The sequence below is a fragment of the Streptomyces sp. NPDC006326 genome, assembly GCF_040612915.1.
Classification (GTDB): domain Bacteria; phylum Actinomycetota; class Actinomycetes; order Streptomycetales; family Streptomycetaceae; genus Streptomyces.
Genome location: NZ_JBEXRC010000060.1, coordinates 1 through 21,805 on the forward strand (window position 1 = coordinate 1; position 21,805 = coordinate 21,805).

22 protein-coding genes are annotated in these 21,805 nt (G+C 72.8%); 16 read left to right on the forward strand and 6 right to left on the reverse strand.

Annotated features, from left to right (window positions below; all coding sequences use genetic code 11):
* Positions 1-324: 324 nt before the first annotated feature.
* Positions 325-1,434: a ribosome small subunit-dependent GTPase A gene (gene rsgA / locus ABZ128_RS31785; protein ID WP_356852897.1), complete on the reverse strand. Its 1,110-nt coding sequence runs from the start codon at positions 1,432-1,434 to the stop codon at positions 325-327.
* Positions 1,435-1,733: 299 nt separating this feature from the next.
* On the opposite strand from rsgA, the gene ABZ128_RS31790 reads away from it, so the two are divergent.
* Positions 1,734-2,135 carry a VOC family protein gene (locus ABZ128_RS31790; protein WP_356852899.1) on the forward strand — a complete coding sequence of 134 codons (402 nt, stop codon included), beginning with the start codon at positions 1,734-1,736 and terminating at the stop codon, positions 2,133-2,135.
* On the opposite strand, the gene ABZ128_RS31795 is transcribed toward ABZ128_RS31790, so the two are convergent.
* Together ABZ128_RS31795 and ABZ128_RS31800 are read right to left on the reverse strand one after the other, a co-directional pair.
* Positions 2,066-2,800: a helix-turn-helix transcriptional regulator gene (locus ABZ128_RS31795; RefSeq protein WP_356852901.1), complete on the reverse strand. Its 735-nt coding sequence runs from the start codon at positions 2,798-2,800 to the stop codon at positions 2,066-2,068. The genes ABZ128_RS31790 and ABZ128_RS31795 overlap by 70 nt on opposite strands.
* Before the next feature lie 56 nt (positions 2,801-2,856).
* Positions 2,857-3,978 carry a YihY/virulence factor BrkB family protein gene (locus ABZ128_RS31800; protein ID WP_356852903.1) on the reverse strand — a complete coding sequence of 374 codons (1,122 nt, stop codon included), beginning with the start codon at positions 3,976-3,978 and terminating at the stop codon, positions 2,857-2,859.
* A 17-nt stretch (positions 3,979-3,995) separates the two neighbouring features.
* Between ABZ128_RS31800 and ABZ128_RS31805 the strand changes: the two genes are divergently transcribed.
* The 14 genes from ABZ128_RS31805 (at position 3,996) to ABZ128_RS31870 (ending at position 17,775) form a co-directional block, all read left to right on the forward strand.
* Positions 3,996-5,750, forward strand: a complete 1,755-nt coding sequence (locus tag ABZ128_RS31805; RefSeq protein WP_356852905.1) for an acyl-CoA dehydrogenase family protein — start codon at positions 3,996-3,998, stop codon at positions 5,748-5,750.
* A 189-nt stretch (positions 5,751-5,939) separates the two neighbouring features.
* Positions 5,940-7,205 (forward strand): GAF domain-containing protein, encoded by a 1,266-nt coding sequence (locus tag ABZ128_RS31810; protein ID WP_356852953.1) that lies wholly within the window; start codon positions 5,940-5,942, stop codon positions 7,203-7,205.
* A 5-nt stretch (positions 7,206-7,210) separates the two neighbouring features.
* Positions 7,211-7,774, forward strand: a complete 564-nt coding sequence (locus ABZ128_RS31815; RefSeq protein ID WP_356852907.1) for a GNAT family N-acetyltransferase — start codon at positions 7,211-7,213, stop codon at positions 7,772-7,774.
* A gap of 433 nt (positions 7,775-8,207) precedes the next feature.
* A complete protein-coding gene (locus ABZ128_RS31820; RefSeq protein ID WP_351782709.1) occupies positions 8,208-8,291 on the forward strand; it encodes a putative leader peptide in 84 nt (27 codons plus the stop codon).
* A 227-nt stretch (positions 8,292-8,518) separates the two neighbouring features.
* Entirely contained in the window at positions 8,519-10,210 is a 1,692-nt protein-coding gene (locus ABZ128_RS31825) for a nitrite/sulfite reductase (protein ID WP_356852908.1), read from the forward strand.
* Positions 10,207-10,386 carry a hypothetical protein gene (locus tag ABZ128_RS31830; protein WP_356852910.1) on the forward strand — a complete coding sequence of 60 codons (180 nt, stop codon included), beginning with the start codon at positions 10,207-10,209 and terminating at the stop codon, positions 10,384-10,386. Before ABZ128_RS31825 ends, ABZ128_RS31830 begins: the two co-directional genes overlap by 4 nt.
* Positions 10,383-11,090 (forward strand): phosphoadenylyl-sulfate reductase, encoded by a 708-nt coding sequence (locus tag ABZ128_RS31835; protein ID WP_356852912.1) that lies wholly within the window; start codon positions 10,383-10,385, stop codon positions 11,088-11,090. The genes ABZ128_RS31830 and ABZ128_RS31835 overlap by 4 nt, the downstream gene beginning before the upstream one ends.
* Positions 11,091-11,134: 44 nt before the next feature.
* Positions 11,135-11,680: an adenylyl-sulfate kinase gene (cysC, locus tag ABZ128_RS31840; RefSeq protein ID WP_356852913.1), complete on the forward strand. Its 546-nt coding sequence runs from the start codon at positions 11,135-11,137 to the stop codon at positions 11,678-11,680.
* Entirely contained in the window at positions 11,677-12,618 is a 942-nt protein-coding gene (cysD, locus tag ABZ128_RS31845; RefSeq protein WP_356852914.1) for a sulfate adenylyltransferase subunit CysD, read from the forward strand. The genes cysC and cysD overlap by 4 nt, the downstream gene beginning before the upstream one ends.
* A 2-nt stretch (positions 12,619-12,620) precedes the next feature.
* Complete coding sequence (locus ABZ128_RS31850; RefSeq protein WP_356852916.1) at positions 12,621-13,970, forward strand: GTP-binding protein; 1,350 nt, start codon at positions 12,621-12,623, stop codon at positions 13,968-13,970.
* A 211-nt stretch (positions 13,971-14,181) separates the two neighbouring features.
* Complete coding sequence (locus ABZ128_RS31855) at positions 14,182-15,306, forward strand: aliphatic sulfonate ABC transporter substrate-binding protein (protein WP_356852917.1); 1,125 nt, start codon at positions 14,182-14,184, stop codon at positions 15,304-15,306.
* A 33-nt stretch (positions 15,307-15,339) separates the two neighbouring features.
* Complete coding sequence (locus ABZ128_RS31860; RefSeq protein WP_356852919.1) at positions 15,340-16,137, forward strand: ABC transporter ATP-binding protein; 798 nt, start codon at positions 15,340-15,342, stop codon at positions 16,135-16,137.
* The gene (locus ABZ128_RS31865; protein WP_356852921.1) at positions 16,124-17,008 is read left to right on the forward strand and encodes an ABC transporter permease; all 885 of its coding nucleotides are present in this window, start codon (positions 16,124-16,126) and stop codon (positions 17,006-17,008) included. Before ABZ128_RS31860 ends, ABZ128_RS31865 begins: the two co-directional genes overlap by 14 nt.
* A 5-nt stretch (positions 17,009-17,013) precedes the next feature.
* Positions 17,014-17,775: a sirohydrochlorin chelatase gene (locus ABZ128_RS31870; protein ID WP_356852923.1), complete on the forward strand. Its 762-nt coding sequence runs from the start codon at positions 17,014-17,016 to the stop codon at positions 17,773-17,775.
* Positions 17,776-17,812: 37 nt separating this feature from the next.
* On the opposite strand, the gene ABZ128_RS31875 is transcribed toward ABZ128_RS31870, so the two are convergent.
* The 3 genes from ABZ128_RS31875 to mgt form a co-directional block, all read right to left on the reverse strand.
* Positions 17,813-18,817 carry a 2-dehydropantoate 2-reductase N-terminal domain-containing protein gene (locus ABZ128_RS31875; RefSeq protein WP_356852925.1) on the reverse strand — a complete coding sequence of 335 codons (1,005 nt, stop codon included), beginning with the start codon at positions 18,815-18,817 and terminating at the stop codon, positions 17,813-17,815.
* A 215-nt stretch (positions 18,818-19,032) separates the two neighbouring features.
* Positions 19,033-19,590, reverse strand: coding sequence for a DUF1697 domain-containing protein (locus ABZ128_RS31880; protein WP_356852927.1), 558 nt, complete (start codon positions 19,588-19,590; stop codon positions 19,033-19,035).
* 7 nt (positions 19,591-19,597) lie between these two features.
* The gene (gene mgt / locus ABZ128_RS31885; RefSeq protein ID WP_356852929.1) at positions 19,598-20,818 is read right to left on the reverse strand and encodes a macrolide-inactivating glycosyltransferase; all 1,221 of its coding nucleotides are present in this window, start codon (positions 20,816-20,818) and stop codon (positions 19,598-19,600) included.
* A gap of 110 nt (positions 20,819-20,928) precedes the next feature.
* Here mgt and ABZ128_RS31890 point away from each other — a divergent pair, with 110 nt between their 5' ends.
* The gene (locus ABZ128_RS31890) at positions 20,929-21,780 is read left to right on the forward strand and encodes an aminoglycoside phosphotransferase family protein (protein ID WP_356852931.1); all 852 of its coding nucleotides are present in this window, start codon (positions 20,929-20,931) and stop codon (positions 21,778-21,780) included.
* The last annotated feature ends 25 nt before the right edge of the window (positions 21,781-21,805 follow it).

Genomic DNA, 21,805 nt, shown 5'->3' on the forward strand with positions numbered 1-21,805 from the left:
ATCCGCCTGTCTCCTTCGCGTAACCAACAGTGTTCGTCTCCGATCCTACCGGGACCTGATTACAGTCCCGCGCGCACCATGTCACATCGAGATCCGCGGACGCGCCACGCTGGAGGTGGGGCCGCACGTCCTGGGCCCGCACTTCAGCCCGGAGGTGATCCGGATCCACCCGGAGCAGGTGTTCACCTGGGGGCACCTGGAGGACTGACGGCCCCCGGAGAGGGGTGGCCGCAGGGAGTCGGGCGGCTGCCGGGCCGCGGCCGCGGGGCCGCCTGCGGGGGCGCGGGCCGCAGGCCCTGCCCCCGCAGGCGCGGGGGCCGCCGGTCAGAAGCGGCCGTTGTGCTTGGCCGCGTAATTGGCCCGGCCCTCCGCCGACTTCATCCGCCAGTCCCGGCGGATGTCGGCCCGCAGCCGGGCGTCCGTCTTGGCCACGATCCGCTGGTTCTCCCGCAGGAGCTTGCGGTAGCTCTCCAGCCGGCGCTCCGGCAGGGCCCCGGACGCGACCGCGTCCAGCACGGCGCACCCCGGCTCCGACTGGTGGGCGCAGTCGTGGAACCGGCAGCGGTCCGCGTACTCCTCGATCTCCGAGAAGACCTGCCCGACGCCGCCCTCGGCGTCCCACAGGCCGACCCCGCGCAGTCCCGGGGTGTCGATGAGCACACCCCCGCCCGGCAGCGCCAGCAGGTTGCGGGTCGTGGTGGTGTGGCGGCCCTTGCCGTCCACCTCGCGGGTGTCCTGGACCTCCATCACCTCCGCCCCGAGCAGTGCGTTGGCGAGGGTGGACTTCCCGGCGCCGGAGATGCCGAGCAGCACGCTCGTACCGCCCGCGACGACGGCGGCCAGGACGTCCGTGCCCTCTCCGGTGAGGGAGGAGACGGTGAGCACCTGGACGCCCGGCGCCGTGGTCTCCACGTCCTGGACGAGGTGGGACAGCGTCACCGGGTCCGGCACCAGGTCGGCCTTGGTCAGGACGACCAGCGGCTGTGCGCCCGACTCCCACGCCAGGGCCAGGAAGCGCTCGATGCGCCCCAGGTCGAGTTCCACGGCGAGGGAGACCGCGATGACGGCGTGGTCGACGTTGGCGGCGAGGATCTGGCCCTCGGAGCGCTGTGAGGAAGTGGACCGGACGAAGGCGGTCCGGCGCGGCAGGTACGCCTTCACGTAGCGCGGGTTTCCGGCAGCCTCGACCGCGGCCCAGTCACCGGTGCAGATGACGCGGAGCGGGTCGTGCGGGGTGACGAAGGCGGTGTCGGCGCGGACGATGCCCTCCGCGGTCATGACGTCGCACTGGCCCCGGTCCACCCGTACCACGCGGCCGGGGAGCAGGCCCTGTTCGGCGTACGGGGCGAACTCGGCCTCCCACGCCCCGTCCCAGCCGAGGGGGCCGAGGGCGTGCGGGAGCGAAGAGAACGAGGAAGCAGAAGAGAGAGACAAGGGGAACCCTTCACAGGGTGGCCCCGGCAGCGCGCGCCCAGCGGTGCGCGAAGAGGTGTGGGATCAGCCGGTGGCCACAGAAGTGACATTGATGGTCTTCTGGATGCGGGCAGCGCCCTGCGCAACGACAGTCATCAATGAACTCACCTCCGGGTCATGCCACTTGCCGACGTCCCGCACCGACCGGCGGGAACGGGATCACCGTAACAAGCAGCCGCGGCCCGGCGCCAATTCTTTTTCCGGTGCCCCGTGACCGATTCGTTCAAGACGGCGGGCAGGGGCGCTCCTAGCCTGGCCGTATGACTCCCCGACTCGACATGATCGGCCTGGTCGTCTCCGACATGGCCGCCTCGCTCGCCTTCTACCGCCGCCTGGGGCTGGACATCCCCGCCGGGGCGGACGGCGAACCGCACGTGGAGGCCGTCCTCCCCGGCGGGATCCGGATCGGCTTCGACACGGAGGAGGTCGTCCGCTCCTTCGACCCCTCCTGGTCCCGTCCCTCCGGGGACAGCCGGCGCGACCTGGCGTTCCTGTGCGACTCCCCCGGCGAAGTGGACGCCCTGTACGCGGAGCTGACGGAGGCCGGGTACGCGGGCCACCTGAAGCCCTGGGACGCCTTCTGGGGCCAGCGCTACGCCGTCGTCCTGGACCCCGACGGCTGCGGAGTGTCCCTGTTCGCCCCCGCGGCGCCGGCCACGTAGGCCTTCGGGGTCGTCCCCGCCAGCGCCCGTACCTCGCGGGCCAGGTGCGGCTGGTCCGCGTAGCCGGCCCGGTGGGCCACCTCGGCCAGGGGCAGCCCGCGCCGGGCCAGGGCCAGCGCGTGCTGGAGCCGCAGTATCCGCGCGAGGGTGCGGGGCCCGTACCCGAACGCGTCGAGCGAACGCCGGTGCAGCTGGCGCGGCCCGAGGCCGACCGCCTCCGCGACGGCGGCCACCGGCTCCCCGGCCCGGAGCCCGGCCGCCACCCGTTCGGTGAGGGGGTCGGGCGGCCCGGCCGCGGCCGCGCGGCCGCGGGCCAGCCACTCCAGGCCCGCGCAGGGGTCGGGGCGGGCACCGATGCGCTCCGTGAGGCGGCGTACCTGCGGCCCGGGCCACAGGTCGGCCAGTTCCACGCGCCGGTCGCGCAGCTCGTACGCCGGTACGCCGAGCAGGGCGGGCGCGGTGCCGGGGGCGAGGCGCAGCCCGGCGAAGGCGGCGCCCGCCACCTCTCCGGCGGGGTGCGGTCCGGTGTCGGGCCCGGCCACCAGCAGCCTCCCGTCGGCCCACAGCAGGTCCATGCAGCCGTCGGGCAGGACGACGCGGCCCGGTCCGGCGGCCCGCCAGAGCACGGCGCCGGGGACCGCCGGGGACCGCCACTCCTCGTACACGCTCCCAGGCTAGGGGGTGCCCGCACCGGCTCGCCCGGTCCGGCCCCCCGGCCCCGTCAGTGCTTGCGCAGGCGGGAGGAGTAGTCCTCCGGGGGGAGGAATTTCGACCACCGCTCCGGGAACTCCGACGGCATCCCGGTGTCGCCGTCCTCGTCGTCCTCCGACTCGCCCTCGGCCAGGGCGCGCCAGGCGGCGGCCCGTGCGACGAGCTGGGCTGCCTCCGCCTCCCGGGCCCGCTCGTTGGCCTCACGGGCGGCCGCCGTCGCCAGGGAGGGCCAGACCCGGTCGATGGCGGCGTTGACGGCTGCGCCGACCAGGACCGCGAAGGCCGAGATGCCGATCCACAGCAGCACGGCGACGGGCGCGGCCAGCGAGCCGTAGATCGTCGGGCCCTCGACGGTGTTGGTGAGGTAGATCCGCAGCAGGAACGAGCCCAGCACCCACATGGCCAGTGCCACCAGCGCGCCGGGAACGTCCTCGATCCACGGCGAGCGCACCGGCACGGACACGTGGTAGAGGGTGGTCAGGAAGGCGATGGACAGCAGGGTGACCGTCGGCCAGTAGAGCACCGCGATCACCTCGGTGCTCCACGGCAGCCACCGCACCACGGCATCCGGTCCGGCCACCATCAGCGGCAGCACGACCGCGCCGATCACCAGGGCGATCACGTACAGCAGGAAGGCCAGCAGCCGGGTCTTGACGATGCCGCGCTGTCCGTCGAGGCCGTACATCACGGTGATGGTGTCGATGAAGACGTTGACGGCCCGCGAGCCCGACCACAGGGCGAAGGCGAAGCCGAGCGAGATCAGGTCGGGGCGGCCGCGGCTGGTGACGTCGTCCAGCATCGGTTTCGCGATCTCGTTGACGCCCCGGTCGGACAGCACGGTGCCGACCGCCCGCAGGATGTTCTCCTCGATGCTCGCGACGAAGGTGCCGCCCGTCCAGCCGTCCACGTACCCGAGTACGCCCAGCAGGCCCAGGAACAGCGGGGGCAGCGACAGCAGCGTGAAGAAAGCCGCCTCGGCCGCCAGCCCGAGGATCCGGTACTCGATGCACGAATTGACGGTGTCCTTCAGCAGCAGCCACGCCATCTTGCGCTTGGACACGTTGCGGTAGAGAGCACGGGCCCGGTGGAGCCGTCCTGGGATCCACTCGGGTGTTTCTTTTGCTGCCTGCACGTCCTTACGGTATCCGCATGGCAGCCACCACCCACACCGTCACGAACCAGGCTCCGCCCCTGGTGGGCTACGACGTCTACGGAAGCGACCGGGTCCTCACCGAGGGCGTGGAGCGGCATCTCGCCGGGGCGGACGCCGAACTGCGCGACGCGGTACGGGAGGAGCTCGGCGGGCTCGGCCGGGCGGCGGGCTCCGCGCAGGCCCAGGAGTGGGGCCGGCAGGCGAACGAGAACCCGCCGGTGCTGCGCACGCACGACCGGTACGGAAACCGGATCGACGAGGTGGAGTTCCATCCTGCCTGGCACCGGCTGCTCGGGCGGGCGGTCGGCACCGGGCTCACCGATGCCTGGGGGCGGCCGGCGGGGCATCTGCGCCGCGCGGCGGGGTTCTTCGTGTGGTCGCAGGCGGAGGCGGGGCACGGCTGCCCGGTGTCGATGACCCATGCGGCGGTGCCCGCGCTGCGGGCGGATCCGGAGCTGGCCGCCGAGTGGGAGCCGCGGCTGACCTCGCACGTGTACGAGGAGGGGCTGCGGCCGGCCGGACAGAAGGCCGGGGTGCTGTTCGGCATGGCGATGACGGAGAAGCAGGGGGGCAGCGACGTACGGGCGAACACGACGGCGGCCGCGGCGCTGGACGCGCCGGGCGAGTACCTGCTGACCGGGCACAAGTGGTTCTGCTCGGCCCCGATGTCGGACGGCTTCCTGGTGCTGGCGCAGGCGGCCTCCGCGGGGAGGGGCGGGCTGACGTGCTTCCTGGTGCCGCGGGTGCTGCCGGACGGCACGCGCAACGTGTTCGCGCTGCAGCGGCTGAAGGACAAGCTGGGCAACCGGTCGAACGCGTCGGCGGAGGTGGAGTTCGACGGGACGTGGGCGCGGCGGGTCGGCGAGGAGGGGCGGGGGGTGCGGACCATCATCGAGATGGTCGCGGCGACCCGGCTGGACTGCGTCGTCGGCTCGGCGGCGCAGATGCGGCAGGCCCTCACGCAGGCGGTGCACCATGCGGAGCACCGCTCTGCTTTCGGAGCACGGCTCATCGAGCAGCCGCTGATGCGCAACGTGCTGGCCGATCTCGCCCTGGAGTCGGAGGCGGCCACCACCTTGGCCCTGCGGCTCGCCGCGGCGTACGACGCCGTCCAGGACTCGGACTCCCCGCAGGAGCGGGCCTTCCTGCGCATCGCGGTGCCCACCGCGAAGTACTGGGTGACCAAGCGCTGCACCCCGATGGTGGCCGAGGCGCTGGAGTGCCTGGGCGGCAACGGCTACGTGGAGGAGTCCGGACTGCCGCGGCTGCTGCGCGAGTCCCCGCTGAACTCCATCTGGGAGGGCTCCGGCAACGTCCAGGCCCTGGACGTGCTGCGCGCCCTCCAGAGAGAGCCGCAGGCGCTGAACGCCTTCCTCCAGGAGGTCGGGCAGGCCCGCGGCGCCGACCACCGGCTGGATTCGGCCATCAAGGGCCTGCTGACGGAGCTCGCCGACCTGGAGGGCATCGAGGCGCGGGCCCGACGCGTCGTGGAGCGCATGGCCCTGGTGTTGCAGGGGTCGCTGCTGGTGCGGTGGGCTCCGCCCGCGGTGGCGGACGCGTTCTGCGCCTCGCGGCTCGGTGGGGACGGGGGCGCGGCCTTCGGCACGCTGCCGCACAGCCTGGATCTCGCCGCGGTCGTGGAACGGGCGCGGATCGCGGGTGAGGGAGGGTCCCCAAACCGCTCCGAGCCGGGATCCGGCCCGTTGACCGGGAACAGGAGTGGCGCCGCGCCGACTCGGCACCACCCCTGATCCGAGAGCCCCGAGGAGGAGCTGTCACGCCGCTGGGCGACGTCCGGACAGTTTCGGTCGGGCGACCGGGAGTTGGCGAGAGTTGCATACCGTTGCAACCCTCTGAGTCTCGTACGTCCTGTTCCACACGGGGAGGTTCCGTTGGCCGACACGGCAGGCAGCACGGTCGATGTGGCGCGCATCTCGGCCATGGACGCGCGGGAGGCGGCGCGTCTGCTCAAGGGGGTGCGCGCGGCCGTGCTGGCCGGGGACCGGCTGCCGGCGGCTCCGCGTCCGGAGATCGCCGAGTCCTGGCGGCGGATGCTGGCCGTCGGGGTGCACCCGGACCGGGACGCGCGCTCGCGGATGCTGTCGGTCGCCGAGACCGAGGAGCGGCGGCAGGTCTCGCCGCTGCGGGAGGTCCTCCCGGTCCTGCGCGAGGGGCTGCTGCCGACGCTGGACACGGCCCTGCACATCATGGTCGTCGCCGACGCGGACGGGCGGCTGCTGTGGCGGGAGGGCGCCGCCTCGATCCTGCGCAAGGCGGACCGGCTCGGCTTCGGGGTGGGCGCCGACTGGGACGAGGCGGTGGTCGGCACCAACGGGGTGGGGACCGCGCTGGTGGCCCGCCGGCCGGTGCAGGTGTTCTCGGCCGAGCACTTCGTCTCCAGCCACCACGACTGGACCTGCGCGGGGGCGCCGGTACGGGATCCGCGGGACGGCCGGGTGCTGGGCGTGGTGGACGTCAGCGGGCCGCTGGCCACCATGCACCCGGCGACCCTGGCCTGGGTGACCTCGGTGGCCCGGCTCGCGGAGCGGGAGCTCCGGGTGCGGCACCTGGAGTCGCTGGAGCGCCTGCGCGCCGTGGCGGCGCCCCTGCTGGCCCGGCTCCCCGGCCGGGCCCTCGCCGTCGACGCCCACGGCTGGACGGCGGCGGTGACCGGCCTGGCCCCGGCGGACCGGATCGCGCTGCCGAAGGGCTTCGGGCCGGGACCGGTGTGGGTGCCGCAGCTCGGGGACTGCGTGGTGGAGCCGCTGCCGGGCGGCTGGCTGCTGCGCGTCGGGGAGGGCCGCACCGCGGGGGCGGCGGCGAGCCGGGTGGTCCTGGACCTGAGCCGCCCCCGCGCCTGGTCGGCGACGGTGTACGGGGCGGCCGGGAGCTGGTCGCAGGAGCTGAGCCCGCGCCACGCGGAGCTGCTGTTCCTGCTGGCGGAGAGCCCGCGGGGGCGCTCCGCGGCGGAGCTGTCGCAGGAGCTGTTCGGGGACCCGACCCGTACGGTGACGGTCCGCGCGGAGCTGTCCCGGGTACGCCGGAGCCTGGCGGGGGTGCTGACCCACCGCCCGTACCGCTTCGCGGACGACGTGGAGGTCGAGCTGATCCGCCCGGAGGACCCCTCGGCGCTGTTGCCGCACTCCACGGCGCCGGCGGTGGTCAGGGCCCGCCTGGGCCGGCCGGGGCCGGGCATGATTCCCTGACCTGCATGAGCAGCATCACCCTGACCACGTGGTCCCTGGAAATGACCTCCCCGGACGATCTGGTTCCGGCGGCCGTCCCGGGTCCTGAGATCGCCGTCCGCAGGGCGGAGGTCCCCTCGCCGGAGTTCAGCCGCTTCCTGTACGCCTCGGTGGGCGGCGACATCCACTGGACGGACCGGCTGTCGCTGACCCGCTCGCAGTGGGTGGAGTACCTGGCGCGGCCCGGGGTGGAGACGTGGGTGGCGTACGACCGCGGGACGCCGGCCGGGTACGTGGAACTGGATCCGCAGCCGGACGGTGTGGTGGAGATCATGTACTTCGGCCTGCTGCCGGACTTCCGGGGCCGGCGCATCGGCGGGCACCTGCTGTCCCAGGGGGTGGCCGCCGCCTGGTCCCTCGCGGACCGGTGGCCGCAGCGGGAGCCCACCCGGCGGGTCTGGCTCCACACGTGCAGCCAGGACGGCCCGACGGCGATGGACAACTACCTCCGCCGCGGCTTCAAGCTCTTCCGCACGGAGACGGAGGAGAAGGAGGACACCCCCACCCCGGGACCCTGGCCCGGCGCGTAGCCCTCGGGGGTGTACGCGGGGGCCGTGGTGTCCCGGGCCGGCGGCGTGCCGGGGCGCACCGCTGCAGTACGGGCCCTCCCCTGTCCAGTCAGTCCGCCGTGCGCACCCGTGGGCGCCGCGCCCCGGACCCCCGCTCCTGCGCGGTGCGACTCGGCCCGGGGCCGCTCCCCCGCACCGGCCACCGCGCCGAGCCCGCCCCCTGCGCCGAGCCCCGGGCTCGCGCCGCGCCACGCCGGGCCGGCCCGGGGCAGAATGGGGACAGCCGGGGCAGCGGTGCCGGCGCGAAAGGCCGGTCTTCGCAGAGCCGCACGGGTCCGGCCATCCGGCGTCCCACAAGGTGACCGCCATCACGTCGTCCCACGATGCGGGACGACATCGTCCGCATCATGGACAGTAGTGGACTCCTCCAATCGGCACATGACACGCTTCCGCCATGAATGGAGCTGGAATTGCCTTGGTGAGTCGGCGGCACGTCGATCTCGGCCGCATGTCCAGCGCCATCTGTTCGGCGCGCTGACGGAACCAGCCACGCCGCACAGCACCGGCACCAGCGCCCGCACAGCGTCGTCGCGGCGCGCGCCGGAACCAGCCAGCCCCCTGACGGCCGAAGACCGCCCTGACCGCCGGCACAACCGGTAAACGGCGGCAATCAGCCACACCTGCTCAGCGGCACCAGTGCCACAGGGGTCACGCCGCCACTCTCCCCTGCCCTTGCCTTGAGCCGCCGAAGAAGGACGTACCGCCATGGCCTCCACCCCCGCAACGCCCGCCGCCGCGCGCCGCAAGACCGGCCGTCACCGCGGTGAGGGCCAGTGGGCCGTTGGACACCACACCCCTCTCAACGGCAACGAGCAGTTCAAGAAGGACGACGACGGTCTCAATGTGCGGACACGCATTGAGACGATCTACTCGAAGACCGGCTTCGACTCGATCGACCCCAACGACCTGCGCGGCCGCATGCGCTGGTGGGGCCTCTACACCCAGCGCAAGCCCGGGATCGACGGCGGCAAGACCGCGATCCTGGAGCCCGAGGAGCTGGACGACGAGTACTTCATGCTGCGCGTCCGCATCGACGGCGGCCGGCTGACCACCGAGCAGCTCCGCGTGATCGGCGAGATCTCCGAGGAGTTCGCCCGCGGCACGGCCGACCTCACCGACCGCCAGAACGTGCAGTACCACTGGATCCGCATCGAGGACGTCCCGGAGATCTGGCGCCGCCTGGAGGCCGTCGGCCTCTCGACCACCGAGGCCTGCGGTGACACGCCCCGCGTCATCCTCGGCTCGCCCGTCGCCGGCATCGCCCAAGACGAGATCATCGACGGCACCCCCGCCATCGAGGAGATCCAGCGCCGCATCGTCGGCAACCCGGCCTTCTCCAATCTGCCCCGCAAGTTCAAGTCCGCGGTCTCCGGCTCGCCGCTGCTCGACGTGGCCCACGAGATCAACGACGTCGCCTTCGTCGGCGTGGAGCACCCCGAGCACGGCCCCGGCTTCGACGTCTGGGTCGGCGGCGGCCTCTCGACCAACCCCAAGCTCGGCGTCCGCCTCGGCACCTGGGTCTCCCTCGACGAGGTCCCGGACGTGTACGAGGGCGTCATCTCGATCTTCCGTGACTACGGCTACCGCCGCCTGCGCACCCGCGCCCGGCTGAAGTTCCTCGTCGCCGACTGGGGCGCCGAGAAGTTCCGCCAGGTCCTGGAGGACGAGTACCTGAAGCGGAAGCTGACCGACGGGCCGGCGCCCGCGCAGCCGAGCGGCCAGTGGCGCGACCACGTGGGCGTCCACCGGCAGCAGGACGGCCGCTTCTACGTCGGCTTCGCCCCCCGCGTCGGCCGCGTCGACGGCGCCACCCTGACCAAGATCGCGGAGGTGGCCGAGACGCACGGCTCCGGCCGCCTGCGCACCACCGCCGAGCAGAAGATGATCGTGCTCGACATCGAGGAGGCCCGGGTCGACTCGGTCGTCGAGGCGCTGGAGGCGCTGGACCTGCGGGTCAAGCCGTCCCCGTTCCGCCGCGGCACCATGGCCTGCACCGGCATCGAGTTCTGCAAGCTCGCCATCGTCGAGACCAAGGCGCGCGGCGCCTCGCTGATCGACGAGCTGGAGCGGCGCCTGCCGGACTTCGCCGAGCCCCTCACCATCAACATCAACGGCTGCCCCAACGCGTGCGCCCGGATCCAGGTGGCGGACATCGGCCTCAAGGGCCAGCTGGTCATGGACGAGAACGGCGAGCAGGTCGAGGGCTACCAGGTGCACCTGGGCGGCGCGCTCGGCCTGGAGGCCGGCTTCGGCCGCAAGGTCCGCGGCCTCAAGGTCACCTCGGCGGGTCTGCCGGACTACGTCGAGCGGGTCGTCACGCGCTTCCAGGAGCAGCGCGAGGACGGCGAGCGCTTCGCCGCCTGGGTCTCCCGGGCCAAGGACGAGGACCTCTCGTGAGCGAGCGCGCCGCACCGTTCCACTGCCCGTACTGCGGCGACGAGGACCTGTTCCCCCATGAACAGGGCCACGGCGCCTGGGAATGCAGGGCCTGCAACCGAGCCTTCCAGCTGAAGTACCTCGGGCTGCTGGCCCGCGGACTTCGCAGCGACACCACTGGAGGGGAAGAGGCATGACCACCGCTCACGAGACGCGCGCGGACGAACTCAAGGCACTGGCCGAGCAGGCGGGCCGGGACCTGGAGGACGCCTCCGCGCTGGAGATCCTGACCTGGGCCGCCGAGACCTTCGGCAGCAGGTTCGCCGTGACCTCCTCCATGGAGGACGCGGTGGTCGCGCACCTGGCGTCCCGCGCCTTCCCCGGCGTGGACGTGGTCTTCCTCGACACGGGCTACCACTTCGAGGAGACCATCGGCACCCGGGACGCGGTCGAGGCCGTGATGGACGTCAACGTCATCACGCTCACCCCGCGCCAGACGGTCGCCGAGCAGGACGCCGAGTACGGTCCCCGGCTGCACGACCGCGACCCGGACCTGTGCTGCGCGCTGCGCAAGGTCAAGCCGCTGGAAGAGGGCCTGACCGCGTACGAGGCGTGGGCGACGGGCCTGCGCCGCGACGAGTCCCCGACCCGGGCGAACACCCCGGTGGTCGGCTGGGACGCGAAGCGGCAGAAGGTCAAGATCTCGCCGATCGCCCGCTGGACGCAGGACGACGTGGACGCGTACGTCGCGGAGCACGGCGTGCTCACCAACCCGCTGCTGATGGACGGTTACGCCTCCGTCGGCTGCGCCCCCTGCACCCGCCGCGTGGCGGAAGGCGAGGACGCGCGGGCCGGCCGCTGGGCCGGCCGGGCGAAGACCGAGTGCGGACTGCACGGCTGATGACCGATCCCGAAGCAGTGAACGAACCGACGGAGACGAAAACGATGAGCGTGAGCGACCAGGGCGCCACCGTGTGGCTGACCGGGCTGCCGAGCGCGGGCAAGACCACCATCGCCTACGCGCTGGCCGAGCGGCTGCGGGCCGAGGGCCACCGCGTGGAGGTCCTCGACGGAGACGAGATCCGCGAGTTCCTTTCCGCCGGTCTGGGCTTCTCCCGGGAGGACCGCCACACCAACGTGCAGCGGATCGGCTTCGTCGCCGAACTCCTCGCGAGCAACGGCGTCAAGGCGCTCGTGCCGGTGATCGCGCCGTTCGCGGACAGCCGTGAGGCCGTCCGCAAGCGGCACTCCGCCGAGGGCAGCACCTACCTGGAGGTCCACGTGGCCACCCCGGTCGAGGTCTGCTCGGAGCGGGACGTGAAGGGCCTGTACGCCAAGCAGGCCGCGGGCGAGATCTCCGGTCTGACCGGGGTCGACGACCCGTACGAGGCCCCGGAGTCCCCGGACCTCCGTATCGAGTCGCACACCCAGAGCGTGCAGGAGTCGGCCTCGGCCCTGTACGCGCTGCTCACCGAGAGGGGTCTGGCATGACCACCGCCGCGCACCTGCACACCGAGCCGGATGCGGACGCGCCGTACGCGCTGACGCACCTGGACGCCCTCGAATCCGAGGCCGTGCACATCTTCCGCGAGGTGGCGGGCGAGTTCGAGAAGCCGGTGATCCTCTTCTCCGGCGGCAAGGACTCCATCGTCATGCTGCACCTGGCGCTGAAGGCGTTCGCGCCGGCCCCGGTGCCGTTCACGCTGCTGCACGTGGACACCGGGCACAACTTCCCCGAGGTCTTGGAGTACCGCGACCGCACGGTGGCCCGGCACGGGCTGCGCCTGCACGTCGCGTCCGTGCAGGAGTACATCGACGCCGGGAAGCTGCGCGAGCGCCCCGACGGCACCCGCAACCCGCTGCAGACCGTCCCCCTGACGGAGGCGATCCAGCAGCTGAAGTTCGACGCCGTCTTCGGCGGCGGCCGCCGGGACGAGGAGAAGGCCCGCGCCAAGGAGCGGGTGTTCTCCCTGCGCGACGAGTTCTCCCAGTGGGACCCGCGCCGCCAGCGCCCCGAGCTGTGGCAGCTCTACAACGGCCGCCACGCGCCGGGTGAGCACGTGCGCGTGTTCCCGCTGTCCAACTGGACCGAGCTGGACGTGTGGCAGTACATCGCCCGCGAGGGCATCGAGCTCCCGGAGATCTACTTCGCCCACGAGCGCGAGGTGTTCAAGCGGAACGGCATGTGGCTGACGGCCGGCGAGTGGGGCGGCCCGAAGGAGGGCGAGACCACCGAGACCCGTCTCATCCGCTACCGCACCGTCGGTGACATGTCCTGCACCGGTGCCGTCGACTCCGACGCCACCACGCTCGACGCCGTGATCACCGAGATCGCAGCCTCCCGGCTCACCGAGCGCGGGGCGACCCGAGCCGACGACAAGATGTCCGAGGCCGCGATGGAAGACCGAAAGCGCGAAGGGTACTTCTAGCCATGACCTCCACCACCGAGCAGTTCGCCGGCTTCGCTGATGTCGCGGCGACCACGCTGCTGCGCTTCGCGACCGCCGGCTCCGTCGACGACGGCAAGTCCACCCTGGTCGGGCGTCTGCTGCACGACTCCAAGTCCGTCCTGACCGACCAGCTGGAGGCCGTCGAGGCCGTCTCCGCGCAGCGCGGGCAGGACGCCCCCGACCTCGCGCTGCTGACCGACGGCCTGCGGGCCGAGCGGGAGCAGGGCATCACCATCGACGTGGCGTACCGCTACTTCGCCACCGCGCGCCGCAGGTTCATCCTCGCGGACACCCCGGGGCACGTGCAGTACACCCGGAACATGGTGACCGGCGCCTCCACCGCCGACCTGGCCGTGGTGCTCGTCGACGCCCGCAACGGCGTCATCGAGCAGACCCGCCGGCACGCGGCGGTCGCCGCACTGCTGCGGGTGCCGCACGTGGTCCTCGCCGTGAACAAGATGGACCTGGTGGGGTACGAGGAGGCGGTCTTCGCGAAGATCGCCGAGGAGTTCACCGCGTACGCCTCGGACCTGGGCGTCCCGGAGATCACGGCGATACCGATCTCCGCGCTGGCCGGTGACAACGTGGTGGAGCCCTCCGCGCACATGGACTGGTACGGCGGCCCGACGGTGCTGGAGCACCTGGAGACCGTCCCGGTCAGCCACGACCTGACGGCCTGCCCGGCGCGCTTCCCGGTGCAGTACGTGATCCGTCCGCAGAGCGCGGAGCACCCGGACTACCGGGGCTACGCGGGCCAGATCGCCTCCGGTGTGCTGCGGGTCGGCGAGCCGGTCACCGTCCTGCCGTCGGGCCGTACCTCGGTCGTCGAGGGCATCGACGCGCTCGGGCAGAGCGTGGACATCGCCTGGGCGCCGCAGTCGGTGACGCTGCGGCTGGCGGACGACATCGACATCTCGCGGGGCGACCTGATCGCGCCCACCGCGAGCGCCCCCGCCACCACGCAGGACGTCGTCGCGACGGTCTGCCACGTCGCGGACCAGCCGCTGGCCGTCGGCGCGCGGGTGCTGCTCAAGCACACCACGCGCACGGTCAAGGCGATCGTCAAGGAGATCCCCTCGCGGCTGACCCTGGACGACCTGTCCCAGCACCCGAACCCCGGGCAGCTGGTGGCCAACGACATCGGCCGGGTCGTCGTGCGCACCGCCGAGCCGCTCGCGCTCGACGCGTACGCCGACTCGCGCCGCACCGGGTCGTTCCTGCTGATCGACCCGGCCGACGGCACCACCCTGGCGGCCGGCATGGCGGGCGAGTCCTTCGCCTCCCAGGCCGAGGCAACCGTCCAGGACGAGGAAGAAGGGTGGGACTTCTGATCATGGGGTCCGACATCTACGCCTCTTTCGCCAAGGAGGGCGGTCGCGTGGGCAGCGGCCGTCTCGGCAGCGGCCAGGGAGGGGTGGCGCGATGTGCGTGATGACGTACGCGCACCGCTCGCGCGCCCGCACCCCCCACGAGCCGTACCCGCCCTTGCTCCACAGACGAAGACGTGCGTCATGAGACCACGTCACGAGAGGAAGCCCTCCCGTGCCTGCCACCGGAAACACCCGTAAGACCCTGCGCCGCGGCGCTGTTGCCGCTGCCGCCCTCCCGCTCCTGATCGGTGCGCTCGCCTCCTGCGGCTACGGCTCCCAGGCCGCGAAGGACGACACGAAGGCGTCCGCCGTCCCCGCCGGCGCCGAGAAGCTCTCCGCCTCCGAGGTCCGCATCGGGTACTTCCCGAACCTCACGCACGCCACTGCCCTGGTCGGCCTCCAGGAAGGCCTGATCGCCAAGGAGCTCGGCGGTACCGCGATCAAGCCGCAGTCCTTCAACGCCGGCCCGTCCGAGATCGAGGCCCTCAACGGCGGCTCTCTCGACATCGGGTTCATCGGCCCCTCGCCGTCGATCAACGGCTATGTGAAGTCCAAGGGCTCCAACCTGCGGATCATCTCCGGCTCGGCCTCCGGCGGCGTCAAGCTGGTGGTGAACCCGGAGAAGATCAAGACCCTCGACGACGTCAAGGGCAAGAGGATCGCCACCCCGCAGAAGGGGAACACCCAGGACGTGGCGTTCCTCAACTGGATCTCCCAGAAGGGCTGGTCGGTCGACCCCGAGTCCGGCAAGGGTGACGTCTCCGTCGTCCGTACGGACAACAAGGTCACCCCGGACGCCTTCAAGCAGGGCTCGATCGACGGTGCCTGGGTGCCGGAGCCCACGGCCTCCAAGCTCGTCGCCGACGGCGGCAGCGTCCTCCTCGACGAGACCTCCCTGTGGCCCGACAAGAAGTTCGTGATCACGAACGTCATCGTGTCGCAGAAGTTCCTCAAGGAGCACCCGGACGTCGTCGAGGCGGTCCTGGCGGGCACGGTGAAGACCAACGAGTGGATCAACGCCAACCCGGAGAAGGCGAAGGCCTCCGCGAACGCCAAGCTGGCGGCGGAGGGCGGCAAGCCGCTCGACGCGAAGGTCATCGACCCGGCGTGGTCGAGCATCCTCGTCACCGACGACCCGCTGGCGTCCACGTTGAAGACCGAGTCCGACTGGGCGGTCAAGGCGGGGCTCATCGAGCAGCCCGACCTGAACGGCATCTACGACCTGAGGCTCCTGAACAAGGTGCTCAAGGGGGCCGGCAAGCCCGAGGTCTCCGACGCCGGCCTCGGCGCCAAGTAAGTCCGCACGTACAACCCCCAGGAGGTGACGACCATGGCCACCACGCTCGCCAAGGCTGCCGACGGCGCGGCCGTAGCGGAGCAGACGCACGCTGCCCGTATCGAGCACGTCTCGAAGTCCTTCTCCGGTCCGGCCGGATCGCAGCTCGTCCTGGACGACATCAGCCTCGATGTCGCCCCGGGAGAGTTCGTCACCATCCTGGGGGCCTCGGGGTGTGGCAAGTCCACGCTCCTCAACCTGGTCGCGGGCCTGGACAAGCCGTCCGCGGGGTCCATCGAGACCCCCGGCGGCCGTCCGGCGCTCATGTTCCAGGAGCACGCCCTCTTCCCGTGGCTGACCGCGGGCAAGAACATCGAACTCGCCCTGCGCCTGCGCGGGGTGGCCAAGGCCGACCGCAGGCCGGAGGCCGAGCGGCTGCTGGAGCTCGTCCGCCTCGGCGGCGCGTACGGCAAGCGCGTGCACGAGCTGTCGGGCGGCATGCGCCAGCGCGTGGCCCTGGCCCGGGCGCTGGCCCAGGACAGCCGGCTGCTGCTGATGGACGAGCCGTTCGCGGCCCTCGACGCCATCACCCGTGACGTGCTGCACGGCGAACTCACCCGCATCTGGGCCGAGACGGGGCTCTCCGTCCTCTTCGTCACGCACAACGTGCGCGAGGCCGTGCGGCTCGCCGAGCGCGTGGTCCTGCTCTCCTCCCGGCCCGGCCGGGTCGCCAGGGAGTGGACCGTGGACATCCCGCAGCCGCGCCGCATCGAGGACGCGGACGTCGCGGAGCTGTCCCTTGAGATCACTGAACACCTGCGTGGGGAGATCCGCCGCCATGGCCAGCACTGAAACGAAGCCGAAGGCGGACGACCTCGCCGGCCTGGAGGCCGGCCTGGACGCCCTCGACGCGGTCCAGACCCACCGCACCCCGGTCCGCGAGGTGCTCACCAAGAAGGTCCTGCCCCCGCTGCTGGCCGTCGGCCTCGTGCTGCTGGTGTGGCAGATCCTCGTCGCGGCGAAGGTCACCGACGAGACCAAGCTCCCCACCCTGTCCGCGGTGTGGGACAGCCTGTCCCAGATGTGGCTCAAGGGCACGCTGCTGGAGGTCATCTGGACCAGCGTGTCGCGCGGTCTGCTCGGCTTCCTGCTGGCCCTGGCCATCGGCACGCCGCTCGGCCTGCTCGTCGCCCGGGTGAAGTTCGTGCGCGCCGCGATCGGCCCGATCCTCCAGGGCCTGCAGTCCCTGCCGTCGGTGGCCTGGGTTCCGCCGGCCGTGCTCTGGTTCGGCCTCAACGACGCCATGATGTACACGGTGATCCTGCTCGGCGCGGTCCCGTCCATCGCCAACGGCCTCGTCTCCGGCATCGACCAGATCCCGCCGCTGTTCCTGCGCGCGGGCCGCACCCTCGGCGCGACCGGACTGCGCGGTGCCCGGCACGTGGTCATGCCGGCCGCGCTGCCCGGCTACCTGGCCGGCCTCAAGCAGGGCTGGGCCTTCTCCTGGCGCTCGCTGATGGCCGCCGAGATCATCGCCAGCTCCCCCGACCTCGGTCTCGGCCTCGGCCAGCTCCTGGAGAACGGCCGCAACAACATCGACCTGCCCGGGGTGTTCCTCGCCATCATCCTGATCCTGGTCGTCGGCATCGCCATCGACCTGCTGATCTTCAGCCCGGTCGAGCGGTGGGTGCTGCGCAGCCGCGGCCTGCTGGTCAAGAGCTGATTGCCGTGTCCCACGCCCCCGTCCTCCTGGTCATAGCCCACGGCAGCCGCGATCCGCGGCACGCGGCGACCGTGCACGCCCTGACCCGGCGGGCACGGGCGCTGCGGCCGGGGCTGCGGGTGGAGACGGCGTTCCTGGACTTCAACGCCCCGCGGGTGGACCAGGTGCTGTCCGCCCTGTACGCCGAAGGCGTCCGCGACGTGGTGGCCCTGCCGCTGCTGCTGACCCGGGCCTTCCACGCCAAGGCGGACATCCCGGCGGTGCTCTCGCAGGCCACGACGCGGCTGCCGGGCCTCTCGGTCCGGCTCGCCGAGGTCCTCGGCCCCTCCCCGCTGCTGACGCAGGCGCTCGAACGCCGCCTGCGGGAGGCGGGGCTCGACCCGGCGGACCGGGCGGGCACCGGTGTGGTGCTCGCGTCCGCCGGATCCTCCGACCCGGAGGCGATCGCAGTGATCGCTGAAATCGCGCGGGAGTGGCGGCACACCGGTTGGTGCGCCGTGCGGCCTGCGTTCGCCTCCGCTGCACTTCCCCGTACCGAGGACGCCGTACGGGCGCTGCGCGCCGAGGGCGTACGCCGGGTCGTGGTGGCCCCGTACGTCATCGCGCCCGGTCGCCTGCCGGACCGGATCACGGCGGGCGCCGAAGCCGCGGGGGCGGACCTCGTCGCCGGGGTCCTGGGCGCGGCCCCGGAACTCGCCCGCCTGCTGCTGCACCGCTACGACGCGGCCGCCTGCGCCCCGGCCCGCCTGCGGACCCTGACGGCGTGACCGCTGCGCGGGGCCTGCCCCCGCGCAGCGACACGGCCTACGGACGGGCTTCGGCCTCGTCCGCGAGAGCCGTCAGGTCCTCGATGGACATCGCTCCGGGCGGGAGGGACTCCCGGGCGAAGATGTTCGCCGCGTGGCGGAGGGTGTCGTTGACCGGGGTCCGGACCCCGTGCAGCCTCCCGAGCAGGGAGATCTCACCGTTGAGGTAGTCCGCCTCGATGGAGCCCGTGCCACGCGCCAGGCTCTGCCAGGACGACCCGCCCCGCACCACCCCCGGCGGCTGCTCTGCCTTGCCGTCCCGCGCCGCCGCCTGCTCCGCGTCCGAGGCGTACGCGATGCCCGCCGCCGCGAACGCCGCCTTGCCCTCGCGGATCGCGCGCAGCAGCAGCGCCCCCTTGGCGGGGGACGGCTCCGGGCCCGTCGTCGCCTGGATCGCATTGCCCAGGTTGCCCAGCAGTTTCGCGTACTTCCACCGCATCACGTCCTCGACCACCGGTGCCGCGAAGCCCGACCTCTCCAGGTCCGCCGAGATCTGCGCGAGCAGCCGGTCGGTGCCGCCGGCCGCCCGGCCCAGGTGCAGGATGCCGGTCCGCGGGGCGCACAGCGCCGAGACCACTCCCGGCTCCAGGAAGGTCGCGGGCAGCCATACGCAGACCCCGTAGGTGCGCGCGAACCGGCGCAGGGCCAGCCGTTCGGTCTCCACGCCGTTCTGGAGGCACAGCACCGGCAGCCGCTGCGCCGCCGTGCCGCCGCCGGCGACCTCGGCGTCGCCCCACGCGTCGAGTGCGGGGATCGCGTCCTGGGTCTTCACGGTCAGCAACAGAGCGTCGTCGGGACGGAGTTCGCCGAGTTCCGCGGGCCCCGCCACCACGGGCAACCGGTGCACCCGGGCGCCGTCCGCCGTGGTGAGCCGCAGCCCGTCCGCCCGCAGGGCCTGCGCGTGCGCGCCCCGGGCGGCGAGGACGACCTCGTGCCCCGCCTCCGCGAGCCGCCCCCCGATGGTCGCGCCGACCGCTCCGGCGCCGATGATGATGTAACGCATACGCAGCAGCCTGGCACATCCTCCGGCCGTGTCACCGGCGGGGCCCGGCGCGGCTGCCGGCCGGGGCTGCTCGGCGCGCCGGCCCCGTGGCGCCGCCGCAGGCCGCCGAGCGAGTTCCCGGCGGGTCTGCACTTCGGTGGTGAAGGGGACGCCGACCCCGACGAGCGGGGGCCGGCCTGCTTCCCCCGGGCGGTCTTCCGGGCCGTCGACTGGAGTCAGGGCGTGTCGTTTGTCAGTGCGACGAGCTTGGCGACCGTGTTCCAGTTGCGGGTCGTCGCGTCGATGCCCTTGAGGACGGCCGGCCGGTAGAGCGCCTCGGCCAGTTTGGAGCGGCCCAGTCCGTTCGGTGCGTACAGGTAGAGGACCCGGTCGCCGATCCGGAACTCCTCCGGAAGGTACGAGGGCGCGTCGATCGCCGAGAACCGGGAGGGGTCCGGCTGCTCGGAGAGGAAGGTGACGTGCAGCTGCCTGCCCTCCAGTTCGGCGGCGGGGAAGGGGCAGTCGTCGGCGACCGCGCGCAGGCGGGCGCCGTCGGCGACGAGGCAGGCCACCGGGAAGCCGAAGCGGCTCTCGATGGCCCCCTCCAGCGCGCGGGCCAGGGCGACCGGGTCCTGCTGCGTGCTGCTGAAGACGGCGTTGCCGCTCTGCAGGTACGTCTGGACGTCGCCGTGGCCGAGTCCTTCGAGGACCTGGCGCAGGTCGGCCATCGGGACCTTCTTGCTCCCGCCGACGTTGATCCCGCGCAGCAGGGCCGCGTACTTCTTGCTGGTCATGCCCGCATCATGCCCCACCGAGCGCGGCCTCGATGAGGTCGGCGGCCTGCCGGGTGCCTCCTTCGGCGGCCATCTGCGCGCGGACCGCCTCGGCGCGGGCGGCGACCTGCGGATCCGCGAGGAGGCCGAGCACGGCCTCGCGGAGGGTGACCGCGTCCGCCTCCTCCATCGGGACGTGCCGGGCGACGCCCAGCGACTGGAGCACGTCGGCGTTGCCGAACTGGTCGACGGCCTGCGGGACGGCGACCATGGGGGTGGCGGTGGCCAGGCCCTCCCGGCTGCCGCCGGCGCCCGCGTGGGTGATGAAGGCGTCGGCGTGTTCCAGGACGGCCGGCTGGGGGACCCAGCGGTGGACCTCGATGTTGCCGGGGACCGGGCCGAGTTCCGCCTCGTCGGTGAACCGGCCGATCTGCAGGACGACATGCCAGTCGGGCAGGTCTGCGAAGGCCTCGATGCAGGCGCGGTAGAAGGCGGGCTGCCGGGTGAAGGTGGAGCCCAGGGACACCAGCAGCAGCTTCTTCCCCGCGGCGGCCGCCGGGGGCTGCCAGGTGTCCGCTGCCTCCGGGCCGGCAGCCCCGGTGGGCAGGCAGGAGCCGACGAAGGTGTACACGCTCTCGTCGACGCGGTCGGCGTGCGGCTGGAGGGCGCGCGGGATCAGCACGAGGCTGCGGCGCGGGCGGCCGACGAAGGGGTCGGGGTGCTGGTCGATGCCGTTCGCGTCGAGCCAGGCCCGGAAGCGGGCGTAGTACGCCCGGCCGCGTTCGGAGGCGAGCAGTCCGGCCGTCACGGCGTCGCCGACCTCCTCCTCGTAGCCGGTCCAGGCGACCAGGTTCGGGGAGAGGGAGATGGCCGGGACGCCCCAGCGGTGGGCCAGGACCCTCGCCGGATAGGCGGTGATGTCGTGGAGGACGAGGTCCGGTTCGTCGCCTTCGAAGGCGGCCGCGAGCTGCGGCAGGGCCTGGATCGCGTCGTCGAGGAACGGTTCGACGTGGTCGATGAGCTCGGTGCCCCAGGCCTCGGGCTCGTCGTCGGTGGGCAGGGTGGAGTTCCAGATCACCGGCGTGGCGCCGGTCCCGGCGACCTTGGGGGCGAAGGAGGCGGGGATGGCGTAGCTGACGCGGTGGCCGCGGGCGACGAGTTCGCGGATCACCTCCAGGCTCGGGTTGACGTGTCCGTGGGCGGCGATGGAGAACATGGCGATGTGTGCGGGTGCGGCTGTGGGGATCATGCCCTCACGTTAACGAGACGATACGTCTCGTGCAATCCGTTTCCGGAGCGCCGGTGCGAGACTGGGCCGGTTCACCGCGGACGGAAGACCGGGAACCCGGAAGGGACGGCATGGACGAGGCGCAGGCCAGGGACGTACTGACGGCGGCGGGCTTCACCGGCCCCGCCGGGCTGCTGGCGCTGGGGGAGAACGCGGTCTTCGCCCTGGGCGACCTGGTGGTCAAGGTCGGCCGGGAGGCGGCCCTGTTGGAGCGGGCCGGGCGGGAACTGGCCGTCGCGGCCTGGCTCGCACGGGCCTCGGTCCCGGCGGTGCGCGCGGCCGAACCGGAGCCCCGGCTGGTCGCCGGGCATCCGGTGACGGTCTGGCACCGCCTGCCCGACGCGGTACGTCCGGCGGGCCCCGAGGACCTGGCGCTGCTGCTGCGGCAGGTCCACGCCCTGCCCGAGCCGCCCTTCGCACTGCCCGCGCGGGACCTGCTGGGCGGGGTCGAGCGCTGGCTGCGGCTCGCGGGCGAGGCCATCGACCCGGCGGACGCCGCCTTTCTGCGGGCCCGGCGCGATGCCCACGCCGGCGAGGTGGCCGCCCTGACCCCGCAGCTGCCGCCGGGCCCGATCCACGGCGACGCCCTGCCCCGCAACGTCCACGTGGGCCCGGACGGCCCGGTCCTGGTGGACCTGGAAACGGTCTCGGCCGACCTGCGGGAGCACGACCTGGTGGTGATGGCCCTCTCCCGTGACCGCTACGGGCTCACCGCGGAGGCGTACGAGTCGTTCACGAAGGCCTACGGCTGGGACGTACGCGACTGGGAGGGCTGCGCCGTGCTGCGCGGCGCCCGCGAAACGGCCAGCTGCGCCTGGGTGTCCCAGCGCGCCCCTGCCAACGCCCGCGCCCTGGCCGAATTCCGCCGCCGGGTCGCCTGCCTGCGCAACGGCGACAGCGGCACCCGCTGGCACGCCTTCTGAGGGCGGCGCCCCTGCCCGGGGCGCT